Genomic DNA, 12,893 nt, shown 5'->3' on the forward strand with positions numbered 1-12,893 from the left:
GACTGTCGGCTAACGGCTCTAGGGGAGGGCTCAAGTGCCGCGACGGTCCCGGGGCGGGGCGCGGTAGGGGGGTGCTCGGTGAAGGTGTCCGCACTTGTCGCTGAGTCGTGCCGCGCGACCGGCTGCCGATCTTCTGGTGGTCGGCCAGACATGCCAGCTCACCACACGCGCGCGGAGATCCACTTATCCGTGCCGTGAGTGAGAAACCCCCCTTTCGAACCGGACCAAGAGCCGGGCCGCCCAGGGGCGGGCGGTCCACCGGACGAGAGGGACCTGACTCATGAGTTCTGTTCTGCGCCCGGCGGTCGCGGACCAAGATCCGTCACCGGTCGGCAAGTACCGGCCCGTCTCCACGCACCTGGCCATCGCGCCACCGGTGAGCGTGGTGATACCGGCCATGAACGAGGCGGAGAACCTTCCGTACGTCTTCAAGACCCTGCCGGACTGGATACACGAAGTGGTCCTGGTCGACGGCAACTCCACCGACAACACCGTCGAAGTGGCCCGTGAGCTGTGGCCCGATGTGAAGGTCGTGCGCCAGCGCGGCAAGGGCAAGGGGGATGCCCTGATCACCGGTTTCGAGGCGGCCACCGGCGACATCATCGTGATGGTCGACGCGGACGGCTCGGCCGACGGCAACGAGATCCTGTCGTACGTCTCCGCCCTGGTCTCGGGCGCGGACTTCGCCAAGGGGTCCCGCTTCGCCAACGGCGGCGGCACCGACGACATGACGCCGATCCGCAAGCTGGGCAACTGGGCGCTGTGCACGGCCGTCAACCGCAAGTTCGGCGCCCGCTACACCGATCTCTGCTATGGATACAACGCGTTCTGGCGGCACTGCCTGGACAAGATCGACCTCGACTGCACGGGCTTCGAGGTGGAGACCCTGATGAACATCCGGGTCGTCAAGGCGGGGCTGAAGGTGCAGGAGATACCCAGCCACGAGTACCTCCGTATCCACGGCACGAGCAATCTGCGCGCCGTGCGGGACGGGCTGAGGGTGCTCAAGGTGATCCTCAAGGAGCGCTCCAACCGGCGTGCCCTGCGCCGGCGCAGGAACCACTCCCAGGTGCTCAGCTCGGTCCGGGGAGAGGCGTCTTGAGCGATCCCGACATCTCCGTCGTGATCTGCGTGTACACCGAGGACCGCTGGGAGGACATCCTCGCGGCGGTCTCCTCGGTGCGGGCGCAGTCGTATCCGGCGCTGGAGACGCTGCTGGTCGTCGACCACAACGAGGCGCTCCTGGACCGGCTGACCAAGGAGTACAAGGAAGCGGCCGACGTTCGGGTGCTCGCCAACGCGGGTCCCCGCGGCCTGTCCGCCGGCCGCAACACCGGGATCGCATCCTCGTACGGCGAGGTGATCGCGTTCCTCGACGACGACGCCGTGGCCGAGCGCGACTGGCTGCGGCACTTCGCGGCCGGGTACGCCGACCCGCGCGTGATGGCCGTCGGCGGGCGCACCGAGCCGATCTGGGCGTCGGGACGCCGGCCGCACTGGTTCCCGGAGGAGTTCGACTGGGTCGTCGGCTGCACCTACCGGGGTCTGCCGAGCGGCCGGGTCAAGGTGCGCAACGTCCTCGGCGGCAACGCCTCCTTCCGGCGCACCGCGTTCGACTTCGCCGGCGGTTTCGCCACCGGCATCGGCCGCGACGGCGACCGGCTGCCGCTGGGATGCGAGGAGACGGAGCTGTGCATCCGGCTCACCCGGGCCCGGCCCGACGCGGTCCTGCTGATCGACGACCGGGCGGTGATCCACCACCGGGTTCCCGAGGCCCGTGAGCACTTCCGGTACTTCCGCACCCGCGCCTACGCCGAGGGCCTGTCGAAGGCGCTGGTGGCCCGAAGTGTGGGCGCCGACAAGGGACTTGAGTCCGAGCGCCGGTACGCCACCCGGGTACTGCCGGCCGGGGTGGCGCGCGGCGTCCGGGATGCCGTACTGGCCCGGACCGGCGGTGCGGGGCGGGCGGGTGCGATCGTCGCGGGGGTGCTGACGGCGGCCGGTGGGTACGTCGTGGGGAGTGTCCGCGCGCGCCGGGGAGGCGCCATGTACTCGGTGGCGGGGCTCGCCGGGGAAACGGGCAGCGGGGAGGAACCGGGCATCAAGGGGGGAAGAAGATGACCGACGCGCGTGTGCCGATCCTGATGTACCACGCCGTCTCCACCTCGCCGAACGACGCCACCCGTGAGCTGTCGGTGGCGCCGGAGGCGTTCGCGGAACAGATGGCGCTGATCGGCGACCTGGGACTCACGCCCGTGCGGACGGCCGATCTCGCGGCGCGCTGGCGTTCCGGCAAACCGCTGCCCGAGCGCCCCGTGCTGATCACCTTCGACGACGGCTACGAGGGCGTGCACCGGCACGCCCTGCCCGTGCTCGCCAAGCACGGCTTCGCGGCCACGGTGTTCGTCTCCACGGGCTGGCTGAAGGGCCCGCACGACATGGGCGGCGGCCTGGACACCATGCTCGACTGGGACCAGGTCCGCGAACTCGCCGAGGCGGACGTCGAGATCGGCGGCCACAGCCACACCCACCCCCAGCTCGACCAGCTCCCGGACGACAGGCTGCGCTCCGAGCTGATCCTGTGCAAGGAGATCGTCTCGGACCAGCTCGGCACCGTCCCGGCCTCGTTCGCCTACCCGTACGGCTACTCCAGCCGCCGGGTGCGCGAGGCCGTGCGGGAGACCGGGTACGCCCAGGCGCTCGCCGTCAACAACGGCCTCGCGCGGCGCCGGCAGGGGCCGTACGCCCTCACCCGGCTGACCGTGCGCCGTACCACCGGCATCGAGGAGTTCGGGCGGATGGTCGAAGGCCGTGCCATCGCCCGCACCTTCGCCGGGGACCGTGCCCTCACCAAGGGGTACGCCCTGGTCCGCAGAGCCCGACAGGTCCGCCGGAAGGCCATCCGTTCCCGTGTCTGACACGACGACGACCGAGCCCGCATCGACCGACGCGACGGCGCCCGAGCAGTCGGGGCGCCGCCTTCGCCTGCCCGGCATGGGCGGGTCCTCCGGGGGCAGCCAGCTGTTCCGCAACGCCTACGCCCTGATGATCAACACGGGCATCTCCGCCGTGCTGGGGCTCGGTTTCTGGCTGGCCGCGGCCCGCTACTACTCCGAGTCCGCGGTCGGCCAGGGCTCCGCCGCGATCGCCGCGATGAAGTTCCTCGCGGGGCTCACCGCGGTGACGCTGACGGGCGCGCTGGCCCGGTTCATCCCGGTGGCGGGGCGCAGGAGCGGCCGGCTGATCTTCCGGACGTACGCGGGCAGCTGTGTGGTGGTGGCGCTGGCCGCGGGCGGCTTTCTGCTGACGCTGGACCTGTGGGGGCCGTCGTACCGGTTCCTGAACGGGGCGGCGGGCGGGCTCTTCTTCGTCGTGGCCGTCATCGCCTGGAACCTGCTCACCCTCCAGGACGGCGTGCTGACCGGGCTGCGCAGCGCGGTGTGGGTGCCGGTCGGCAACACCGTGTTCTCCGCGGTGAAGCTGGGCCTGCTGGTGGCCTTCGCGGTGGCGATCCCCACCGCCGGGGTCTTCGTGTCCTGGGTCGCGGCGATCGCGGTGTCGGTGCTGCCGCTGGGCTGGCTGGTGTTCCGGCGGCTGGTGCCGCGCCATGTGGAGGCGACCAAGGACAACGGCAGCCCGCCGTCCCTGAAGGAGATCGGGAAGTTCCTCGCGGGCGACTACACCGGCTCCCTGTTCTCGCTCGCCGTGGTCTATCTGATTCCGGTGATCGTGGCGGCGCAGGTCTCCTCCGAGGACAACGCGTACTTCTACATCACGGCCACGATCGGCGGCACAGTCAACCTGCTCGCCATCAACATGGGCGCCTCCCTGACGGTCGAGGGCTCGCACGACCCCGGCCGGCTGGCCGCCAACACCCGGGCGGCGCTGCGGCGCATGGCGCGCATCATGGTGCCGGTCGCCGCGATCCTGTTCTTCGGCGCGCCCTGGATCCTGGGCGTCTTCGGCCAGGGGTACGCGGACGCGGCCACCCCGCTGCTGCGCTGGTTCGCGGTCGGCGCGCTGCTGCGGGTCGTCATGGAGACGTACTTCGCGGTGCTGCGCGCGCAGAGCCGTACGGCCGGACTGGCGTGGCTGCAGGGCCTGTTGTGTGCCCTGGTGCTCGGCCTGACGCTGCTGCTGCTCCCCCGCATGGGCCTGACCGGCGCGGGCGTCGCCGAGATCGTCTCCCTCGCGGTGATCGTCACGATCGCCGCGCCGAAGCTGTACCGGACGGCCCGGGCCACCTCGGCCGACGTTCCCGAGGACGCGGCTCCCGACGGTGACCTCGCCGATCTGGGGGCGCGCGAGGTGCCCGAGGGGGCGCGCAAGCGCATGCCCGGCTGGGCGCTCGACTCCGACACCCTCGCCCTCGGAATCCACGTCGACTTCGACCACCTGGAACGCCGCCCGGATGTCCGCCCGGGCCCGGGCACGCCGCCCACCGGTACGCCCCCGGTCACCCCGCACCAGCACCGGCCGACCTGGGCACGCAAGCCGGAGTTCGGGCCTCCGGTGGAGACGGGGGTCCCCCCGCTCGAGCGCATTCGGGAGTGGGGGAGCGAGCCCGGTTCGGAGGCCTCGCAGGGGCCCGCCGAGGTGGACGCGCCGTTCGAGGCGGAGTACGACGCGGGCAAGGGCGAGGAGGCCGCACCGGAGGAGCGCGAGGAGGCTGCCGTACGGGAGGAGGCCGTCGTACGGCAGGAGACCGCCGTACGGGAAGAGCCGCCCATGCCCGAAGATCCCGTACGACTGCCGCAGGCGCCCGCGCCGACCTGGCGTGAGCGGTTGCTGCCCACCCGGCTCGGGGTGGTCCTCGGCTGTCTGCTGATCGCCGCGCTGCTGCTCTACTGGGTGCCCGCGCTGCGGCTCGGCGAGGCGGACCTGGACGGCATGGGCGGGCTCGGGCTGATCTCCGTGCTGCCGATGCCGACGCTGGTCGGGGCCGCGCTGCTGGTGGTGGTGTTCGCCTCGGTGCTGTGGCTGGGGCGCGAGCACAGGGCGTTGCTGCTGGTCACCCTGCTGGCGACGGTCGTGTCCCTGCACGCCCTGCCCGCGCTGATCGAGACCGAGCCGAGGTTCGCGACGGCCTGGCAGCACCTCGGCTTCCTCGACTACATCGACCGCACCGGGTCGGCGGTGCCCGACCTGGACGCGCGCTGGAGCTGGCCGGGCTTCTTCGCGGCGGCCGCGTTCGTCGCGAAGGCCTGCGGGGTCGGCGACTTCACCGAGGTCATCCGCTGGTGGCCGCTCACCATGCAACTCCTCTACCTGGTGCCGATGTTCCTGCTGGTGCGCTCCATGCGGGCGAGCTGGCGGGCCAAGTGGACCGGCATCTGGGTCTTCGTGCTCAGCGGCTGGGTGGGCCAGGACTACTTCTCGCCGCAGGGCTTCACCTACCTGCTGTACCTCGTCTTCGCGGCGATCCTGCTGGTCTGGTTCCGCGCGCCGCATGTGATCTGGACGAAGCGCCGCCCCGGCGAGGTCGAGGTCGAGCCGGCGAACCGGCGGCAGCAGGCCGTGCTGCTGGCGGTCGTGATCGGACTGTTCGCGGCGAGCGTCCCGGCCCACCAGCTCACGCCGTTCGTGATGCTGGGCGTGCTGACGGCGCTGGTCCTGATCGGCAAGTCCGAACTGCGCGGCCTGCCGATCCTGTTCGGCGTCATGGTCACGGTCTGGATCGGCTTCCTGGCCGAGCCGTACTGGTCCGGGCACTTCGACGAACTCTTCGGCGGGGTCGGCGGCGTCGGCGGCAACGTGTCGTCGTCCGTCTCCGGCCGTATCGAGGGCGGCAGCTCCACCCACAAGCTCGTCCTCTACACGCGCGTACTGCTGGCCGGCGGCGTGATGGCCTTCGCCTGCTGGGGCTGGTGGCGGCGGCGCTTCCACCACTACCGGGAGCGCTCGCTGCTCGTCCTCACCTTCGTGCCGTTCCTGGGCTTCGGCATGCAGTCGTACGGCGGTGAGATGGCGCTGCGCGTCTTCATGTTCGCCCTGCCCGGCGCGGCCCTGCTGGCCGCACTCGCCTTCTTCCCGCGCACCGGCGTCACCGCCAAGGAGCGCGACAAGGACCGGGTGAGCCTCGCCCCGCTGGCCGCGCTCATGGCGGGCCTGGTGCTCATGGGCGGCTTCCTGGTGGCCCGCTGGGGCAACGAGCCGTTCGAGCGGGTGCGGCCCGGCGAGGTCGCCGCCATGGAGTACGTGTACGCCCATGACGATCCGAGTCTCAGGCTGCTGTGGCTGAGCGACGACCCGGTCAACGTCGTGACGCCGTCGATGCCGTGGGGCTCACGGGACATGGAGAAAGTGGAGTACCTGCCCACGCTCGCGCCGGCCGACCCGGTGCTGGTGTCGGGGCTGGTGAAGGCGCTCAAGGACGCCGGCCCGAACTCGTATCTGATGATCAACCGCGGCCAGGTGACCTATCTCCGGCTGGACGTCGGCTACTCGGCGACCTGGGAGTCGCGGCTGATCCAGAACCTGGACAAGCGCCAGGAGCTGAAGAAGGTCTTCGTCAACGCCGACGTGACCATGTACGCGCTGCGCAAGCAGCCGGCGGGCGAGATCCCGAAGGCCGATCCCGGTCCGATCGGGCCGCAGGTGACCTGGACGCCGTGGTCGGTGGTCGGCGGGCTCGCGGCGGTCGCGCTGATCCTGCTGCTGATGGCCCGCGAGATCGTGCGGGTGGCGCTGGCGCCGAGCGTGCGGCAACTGCGCTGGCTGCAGAGCAGCTTCTGGTTCTCGCTGCCGCTGCTGGCGGTGCTGCTGGCCTCCCTGGTGCAGCGGTTCCTGACGATCGAGTAGAGGGCGTACGAGGTGAAGCGGCTCAGCGCTTCAGCCACTTCACCTCGTACGCCTGCAGCTCGACCTTCTTGCCGTCGATCTTCGCGCTGGTCTGGCGGTCGAGGGTGTTCACGGCCAGGACCACCTTGTCCGTGGCCAGGACCCGCACGTCGGGGCTGTCCACGGACACCTTCGTGTACTCGGTCCCCGGCCGGAACTCCTTGCTGAACCGGGCGAGCAGGTCGTACATGGGCAGCTTCTCGCCGCCTCCCGAGCCGTCGGTCGGCGTCCACAGACAGCCGGCGCATTCGGTGCCCTTCTCCTCCTCCGGATTCCAGTAGAAGGCGGAGGTGGCACCTCCCTTGGCCAGCGCGATCATCCCGGCGGCCTGGACGGCACCGCGGCGGGCCTCGGACCAGCCCTTGCGGTCGTCGTTGCCGTCGGCGGGCTCGACGTAGTACTCGGCCCACCACAGCGGCAGGTCACCGGTCTGTTCGCGCACCCACCGGCTCACGGCCGTGAACTTGTCGGTGGCGGTGAACTCGTCGGGCAGCAACTCGTCGTCCCGGGTGTAGCTGGAGCCGTCCACGACGACGAAGTCGGCGCCGACTTTGTGCTCGTTCCAGTACGCGAAGGCGTCGATCGTGCGCTGGTCCAGGGCGCCCCAGGAGCCCTTCAGCGCCGTCGATGCCTCTTCGGCGCGCGGGTCGACGCTGTCCATCACGAGGTACGGCCCGCCGACCATGATCTCCGGGTTGACCTTCTTGAGCGCCTTGTGGACGAGGTTGTAGAGCTGTGTGTAGCCCTCGTAGTCCCAGCGGGCCTCGGCGTCGTTCCAGAAGCCCTTGAACTCGTTCCAGACGATGAAGTGGCGTACGTCCGGGTAGCGCTTGGCGACGGTGACGGCGAGCGCGGCGAAGTCGTCGAAGTGTTCGGGCTCGGGTGCCGTCTCCAGGGCGGCCTGGCTCCAGTTCGTGTTGTCGACGCCGGGCTCGCCGCCCTTCATCCAGTCGGGGGCGCAGCACAGGGTGACGACCGGGGTGCTGCCGGAGGCGCGGACGAAGTCGATCCGGCGGTCCATCGCCTCGAAGTCGTAACGCCCCTCGACCGGCTCGGGGTTGTCGGCGCCCCAGCCCATGATGTGCTGGATCTGCGGCAGTCCCCCGGCGTCCGCGAGCCGTTCCTCGACGCGCTTCACGGCCGCCGCGGCGCCCTCGTCGGCGCTGTGCCGGGTGTGGGTGAACCCCCAGCCCACCTGCGGGTTCGTCGCGTCCGGCGTGGCCGTCGGGCTGCCGTGCACCTTGTCGCCGTCACGTGTGGTGCCCTCGGTGCTCGCGCCGTTGCCGGGAAGCGTGTTGAGCAGGGTCACCACCAGGGCCAGGGCGGCCGCGCCCACACCGAGCAGCGCGGTGAGCCGCCACCGCCCTGCCCCCGAATTCCACCCATGACGTCCCATCAAGGACAACGGTAACGGGGGTGACCGCCGCTCGGGCAGGTTTCCGCCTACACAGTCCTGCAACAGGACGGAGGGGACACGGGGAGGACACGACGGCCGCACGGGCACGGCGCACGGCGGCCACGCCCCGGTTCTCGGGCGTGCACCTTTGGCGGGACGTGCCAGGGAAACCGGGTGCAGAGGGACGCCACGTGCCGGATCATGGCCGCATGTCTGCGAACCCACACGACGCTCTGCCGATCCGGCTCAACGTCGACGACAGCGACTCGCCGTCCGACGTCGTCGACGCGCTGTTCCTCGGCCGCTTCGCGACGGGCGAGCAGCCGTTCTCGCACGCGGTGAACATCGACCGCGTGCGGTCCGGGGCGACACTCCTGCCGCCGGGTGCCCGCGTGCTGCGCGCCGCCCGCGACGACGACCGCAGCGCGACGCTGGCGGAGGGCGAGGGCTGGACCATGCTGATCTCCCGCTGGAACCGGGGCGCCGACGTCACGGTGACGGCGACCAGCGAGGAACTGGCGGCACGGGTGCTGGGCGAGGCGACGGACGGCGCGGCGGACGAGCCCGAGCCGCAGCCGGAGAACGTGACCATGGGCTTCTGGTACGTCTCCCCCAGGCGCGGCCCGCATCGCACCACCCGGCAGATCTCGGCGGGCACCTGGGACGAGGTGCGGGCCAACTACACCGCGCCGGTCGCGGACGCGATGGACCGCCTGATGAAGACGACCCCGCAGGACATCGCGGGCCGGCTGCTCCTGCTGCACGGCCCGCCGGGCACCGGCAAGACCTCCGCGCTGCGCACCCTGGCCCGCTCCTGGCGGGACTGGTGCCAGGTGGACTGCGTCCTGGACCCGGAGCGGCTCTTCAGCGACGTCGGCTATCTGATGGACATCGCGATCGGCGAGGAGGACTCCACGGGCAAGGGCCGCTGGCGGCTGCTGCTCCTGGAGGACTGCGACGAGCTGATCCGGGGCGAGGCGAAGCACACCGCGGGCCAGGCGCTGTCGCGGCTGCTGAACCTGACGGACGGCCTGCTGGGCCAGGGCCGCAACGTCCTGGTCGGTGTGACGACCAACGAGGACCTGGAGCGCCTGCACCCCGCCGTCGTCCGCCCCGGGCGCTGTCTGGCCCGCATCGAGGTGGGGGCGCTGACGCGCCGGGAGGCCGTGAACTGGCTGGGCACCGATGAGGGCGTCGGCCGCGAGGGGGCCACCCTGGCGGAGCTGTACGCCCTGCAGCGGGGCACGTCCCCGACGTCGCTGCCGGAGCCGCGGGACGGGGCGGACGCGGGGCTGTACCTCTAGCCTTCCGGTGCTTTCATGGTCGTATGACCCTGTTCGTCGGGACGTCGGGGTGGCAGTACCGGGACTGGCGGGGTGCTCTCTACCCCGCCGACGTGCCCATGCGGCTGTGGCTGGAGGAGTACACGCGGCACTTCGCCACGGTGGAGATCAACAACGCCTTCTACCGGCTGCCCACGCGCGAGAACTTCGAGGCCTGGCGCGACCGGGTGCCGGGGGACTTCGTGGTCGCGGTGAAGGCGAGCCGCTATCTGACCCACATCAAGCGCCTCAAGGATCCCGAGGAGCCGGTCCACCGTCTGATGTCCCATGCGGCGGGCCTGGGCGACCGCCTGGGGCCGGTCCTCCTCCAACTCCCGCCGACCCTGCGCGCCGACCCCGACCTCCTGGACGCCTGCCTGGCCCGCTTCCCGTCCGGGGCGCGGATCGCGGTCGAGCCCCGCCACGAGTCCTGGTGGGTCTCCGGTACCCGCAAGGTGCTGGAGTCCCGGGGTGCCGCCCTGTGCTGGGCCGATGTCCGGGCCCGCCCGGTGACCCCCTTGTGGCGCACCGCGGACTGGGGCTACGTCCGCTTCCACGAGGGCCGCGCCCACCCCTGGCCCCGCTACGGCCGGCGCTCCCTGGAGACCTGGGTCGACCGCCTCGCGACCACGTGGTCCGACGCCGAGGACATGTACGCGTACTTCAACAACGACCCGGGCGGGGCGGCGGTGGAGGACGCGGTGGTCTTCGGGAGGGCGGCGACGCGAGCGGGCCTCGCGGTGACGCGCACGCCGGGTTTCGCCGCACGCCGCTGACTACTCGCCGTAAGCCGCCCGCAGGGCGTCCCGCACGGCCGCCAACGCGTCGCCCTCCGGGAGCCCGAGCCTGCGGGCCCGCTCCACGTACGCCTGCGCGGCCGACGCCAGCTCCCGCTCCGCGGCCGATCCGGCGGCGGCCACGAACGTGCCGTTGCGGCCCCGCGTCTCGATCACCCCGTCGCTCTCCAGCGCCCGGTACGCCTTGGCGACGGTGTTGGCCGCCAGCCCCAGCGACTCCGCGAGCCCCCGCACGGTCGGCAGCCGGTACCCGACCGGCAGCACCCCCGCGCGTGCCTGCTCGGAGATCTGCGCCCGTACCTGCTCGTACGGCGCCGCACTGTCGTCGATGTGGATCTTCAAGGTCACAGGGCCGATTGTCCCGTAACCCCTCGGAAAATGAGAGGCACCCCGACGCCGGCCCCCGTAGCGTGCGCCGTGATGACTGTAATCGTGCGCCCCCTGCGTCCCGAGGTACGAGCCGACGTCGAGGGCTTCTCCCGCGTCCGCCATCGCGCCCTGCCCTTCTTCGTGGTGACCCCGGACTCCATCACCTACGACGTCACCCACATGCACCCCGACGCCCACTACCGGCCGCTCGTCGCCGAGAAGGACGGCGAGGTGATCGGCACGGCACAGGTCGGGCTCGTGCACGACAGCCCGGAACCCGGCCAGGGCTACGTCAACGTGTACGTCGACCCGGCGCGCACCCGCCGCGGCGCGGGCACGCTGCTGGTCCGCACCGCCGAGGAGTACCTGTCCGAGCGAGGGGCGACCAGGCTGTTCGCATGGATCCTCGACGCACCGGGCAACCGTGCCTTCGCCGAACGGCACGGCTACCGCGAGGGCCGCTCGGCGCACTTCCTTCGCCTGGACCTGGCGAACGGCACCCTGCCCGCGCTCCAGGCCCCGCCCCCGGGCGTCGAGCTGCGCACGGCGGCCGACTTCGCGGACGACCCGCGCCCGCTGTTCGAACTGGACGCGGAGACGGCGTCGGACGAACCGAGCGACGTCGCCTACGAGTTCACGGACTACGAGGCCTGGCTGGAGGAGACCTGGAACCACCCGCTCCTCAGCCGGGAACTGACCTCCGTCGCCGTCGTCGACGGCCGTCCCGCCGCCTTCACTCTGGCCCGCACCGACGGCGGCACCCGGTACACCTCCGGCATGACCGGCACCGCGCGCGCCTTCCGCGGCCGCGGCCTGGCCAAGCTGGCCAAGAACGACTCCCTGCACCGCGCCCGCGCCGCCGGTCTCACGGAGGCGTTCACCGGCAACGACACCGGCAACGGACCGATGCTCGCCATCAACAAGTGGTTCGGGTACGAGATCTGCGCGACGGAGGTGCGCCATGTCCGCGAACTCGGCTGACCAGGGCCGCCTCCTGGACGTGGTCCTCGTCAAGTCCGGCCGTACGAAGATCCGTTACGCGGCCGAACTGCTCACCGACGACGGCACCCGTATCACCGTCCGCGCCCCCTGGTCCGGCGACGGCGTCCGTGACTTCGGGTTCGTCCGCTTCGAGCCGGGCGACGTCTTCACCGAGTACTACTGGCGCGACCGCTGGTACGCCGTGAAGGAGGTCCGCGACGCCGCGGGCGCCCTCAAGGGCTGGTACTGCGACGTCACCCGCCCGGCCACGCTGTCCGGCGCCGAGCTGGTCGTCGAGGACCTCGACCTGGACCTGTGGCGCTCCGCCGACGGCACGGACGTACGGCGCCTGGACGAGGACGAGTTCGCCGAGAGCGGCCTGGCGAAGACGGATCCCGAGGCGGCCGCGGCGGCGGTGGCGGCGCTGGACGAGCTGGAGGCGTCCGCCACCGGGGCGGGCGGCCTGGAGTCGCTGCTGGCCTAGCTGGCTAGACCCTCGCCACCAGGGCGTACCGCTCGTCGTCCACGGCCTTCGCCCACAGCAGCTCGTCGTCGGACAACCGCTCCAGGTGCACCTGCCCGGCGAGCGGGGCGAGGAGGGCGGCGAGCCGGTCCGCGGGTATGCCGACGGGGCCGACCGTCCCCCACACGCCCTCGACCAGCACCAGCCGCCCGCCGGGTCGCAGCAGCCCCGCCCAGTGCCGCAGCACGCGCGCGGGGTCGGGCAACGTCCACAGCACATGCCGTACGAGCACGACGTCGAACCGCTCCTCCCCCACCGGCGGCGCCGCCGCGTCCCCGACGAGGAACACCGCGTCACGCCCGGCGAGCTTGGCGCGGGCGAGGTCCACCATCGCCGGGGACAGGTCCACTCCCGTGACCCGGTGCCCCTGCTCGGCCGCGAGGAGCGACAGGCTGCCGGTGCCGCAGCCGAGGTCGAGGACGTCGCACGCCCGCTCGGGCAGCCAGGAGCGCAGCCGGGAGGCCCAGGCCCGGCGCACCTCGGGGTCGCGCAGGCCGTGGTCCGGTTCGTCGTCGAAGGAGGCGGCCGCCGTGTCCCAGTCCGTGCTCGTCCCGGTAACGGCGTGTTCACCGTTCGTCGTGTCGGTCATGGGGCCAAGAGTGACACCCGCCACTGACAGTCGAATGGTGACAGCCGCCACTGACAGGACCAGCGGCGATGAGCAA

Annotated in this window: 11 protein-coding genes; 8 read left to right on the top strand and 3 right to left on the bottom strand. The window is 71.6% G+C overall.

The features are described 5' to 3' along the window. The first annotated feature begins 280 nt into the window (after positions 1-280). The 4 genes from EJ357_RS09810 to EJ357_RS09825 are packed head-to-tail and all read left to right on the top strand — an operon-like array spanning position 281 to position 6,801. On the top strand, positions 281-1,102 hold the full coding sequence (locus EJ357_RS09810) for a glycosyltransferase family 2 protein (RefSeq protein ID WP_126390638.1): 822 nt from the start codon (positions 281-283) through the stop codon (positions 1,100-1,102). After that, a complete protein-coding gene (locus EJ357_RS09815; RefSeq protein WP_126390640.1) occupies positions 1,099-2,121 on the top strand; it encodes a glycosyltransferase family 2 protein in 1,023 nt (340 codons plus the stop codon). Before EJ357_RS09810 ends, EJ357_RS09815 begins: the two co-directional genes overlap by 4 nt. Next, positions 2,118-2,918 carry a polysaccharide deacetylase family protein gene (locus EJ357_RS09820; protein ID WP_126390642.1) on the top strand — a complete coding sequence of 267 codons (801 nt, stop codon included), beginning with the start codon at positions 2,118-2,120 and terminating at the stop codon, positions 2,916-2,918. Before EJ357_RS09815 ends, EJ357_RS09820 begins: the two co-directional genes overlap by 4 nt. After that, positions 2,911-6,801 carry a lipopolysaccharide biosynthesis protein gene (locus tag EJ357_RS09825; RefSeq protein WP_126390644.1) on the top strand — a complete coding sequence of 1,297 codons (3,891 nt, stop codon included), beginning with the start codon at positions 2,911-2,913 and terminating at the stop codon, positions 6,799-6,801. The genes EJ357_RS09820 and EJ357_RS09825 overlap by 8 nt, the downstream gene beginning before the upstream one ends. 22 nt (positions 6,802-6,823) lie before the next feature. Here EJ357_RS09825 and EJ357_RS09830 read toward each other — a convergent pair whose 3' ends face one another. After that, complete coding sequence (locus EJ357_RS09830; RefSeq protein WP_126390646.1) at positions 6,824-8,236, bottom strand: GH39 family glycosyl hydrolase; 1,413 nt, start codon at positions 8,234-8,236, stop codon at positions 6,824-6,826. A gap of 209 nt (positions 8,237-8,445) precedes the next feature. Between EJ357_RS09830 and EJ357_RS09835 the strand changes: the two genes are divergently transcribed. Both EJ357_RS09835 and EJ357_RS09840 read left to right on the top strand, forming a co-directional pair. Then, complete coding sequence (locus tag EJ357_RS09835) at positions 8,446-9,540, top strand: DUF5925 domain-containing protein (protein ID WP_126390648.1); 1,095 nt, start codon at positions 8,446-8,448, stop codon at positions 9,538-9,540. Positions 9,541-9,563: 23 nt separating this feature from the next. Continuing rightward, positions 9,564-10,334 carry a DUF72 domain-containing protein gene (locus EJ357_RS09840; protein ID WP_126390650.1) on the top strand — a complete coding sequence of 257 codons (771 nt, stop codon included), beginning with the start codon at positions 9,564-9,566 and terminating at the stop codon, positions 10,332-10,334. Here EJ357_RS09840 and EJ357_RS09845 read toward each other — a convergent pair whose 3' ends face one another. Then, the gene (locus EJ357_RS09845; protein ID WP_126390652.1) at positions 10,335-10,703 is read right to left on the bottom strand and encodes a GntR family transcriptional regulator; all 369 of its coding nucleotides are present in this window, start codon (positions 10,701-10,703) and stop codon (positions 10,335-10,337) included. A gap of 72 nt (positions 10,704-10,775) precedes the next feature. Here EJ357_RS09845 and EJ357_RS09850 point away from each other — a divergent pair, with 72 nt between their 5' ends. After that, a complete protein-coding gene (locus tag EJ357_RS09850; RefSeq protein WP_126390654.1) occupies positions 10,776-11,705 on the top strand; it encodes a GNAT family N-acetyltransferase in 930 nt (309 codons plus the stop codon). Further along, complete coding sequence (locus tag EJ357_RS09855; RefSeq protein WP_126390656.1) at positions 11,686-12,189, top strand: DUF402 domain-containing protein; 504 nt, start codon at positions 11,686-11,688, stop codon at positions 12,187-12,189. The genes EJ357_RS09850 and EJ357_RS09855 overlap by 20 nt, the downstream gene beginning before the upstream one ends. 4 nt (positions 12,190-12,193) lie before the next feature. Here EJ357_RS09855 and EJ357_RS09860 read toward each other — a convergent pair whose 3' ends face one another. Next, on the bottom strand, positions 12,194-12,817 hold the full coding sequence (locus EJ357_RS09860) for a class I SAM-dependent methyltransferase (RefSeq protein WP_126390658.1): 624 nt from the start codon (positions 12,815-12,817) through the stop codon (positions 12,194-12,196). Between the last annotated feature and the right edge of the window lie 76 nt (positions 12,818-12,893).

The organism is Streptomyces cyaneochromogenes, from assembly GCF_003963535.1.
Classification (GTDB): domain Bacteria; phylum Actinomycetota; class Actinomycetes; order Streptomycetales; family Streptomycetaceae; genus Streptomyces; species Streptomyces shaanxiensis.

Coding starts and splice junctions, on each gene's coding strand:
- EJ357_RS09810 (WP_126390638.1), top strand. CDS start 281: ATGAGTTCTGTTCTGCGCCCGGCGGTCGCGGACCAAGATCCGTCACCG.
- EJ357_RS09820 (WP_126390642.1), top strand. CDS start 2,118: ATGACCGACGCGCGTGTGCCGATCCTGATGTACCACGCCGTCTCCACC.
- EJ357_RS09830 (WP_126390646.1), bottom strand. CDS start 8,236: ATGGGACGTCATGGGTGGAATTCGGGGGCAGGGCGGTGGCGGCTCACC.
- EJ357_RS09835 (WP_126390648.1), top strand. CDS start 8,446: ATGTCTGCGAACCCACACGACGCTCTGCCGATCCGGCTCAACGTCGAC.
- EJ357_RS09840 (WP_126390650.1), top strand. CDS start 9,564: ATGACCCTGTTCGTCGGGACGTCGGGGTGGCAGTACCGGGACTGGCGG.
- EJ357_RS09850 (WP_126390654.1), top strand. CDS start 10,776: ATGACTGTAATCGTGCGCCCCCTGCGTCCCGAGGTACGAGCCGACGTC.
- EJ357_RS09855 (WP_126390656.1), top strand. CDS start 11,686: ATGTCCGCGAACTCGGCTGACCAGGGCCGCCTCCTGGACGTGGTCCTC.
- EJ357_RS09860 (WP_126390658.1), bottom strand. CDS start 12,817: ATGACCGACACGACGAACGGTGAACACGCCGTTACCGGGACGAGCACG.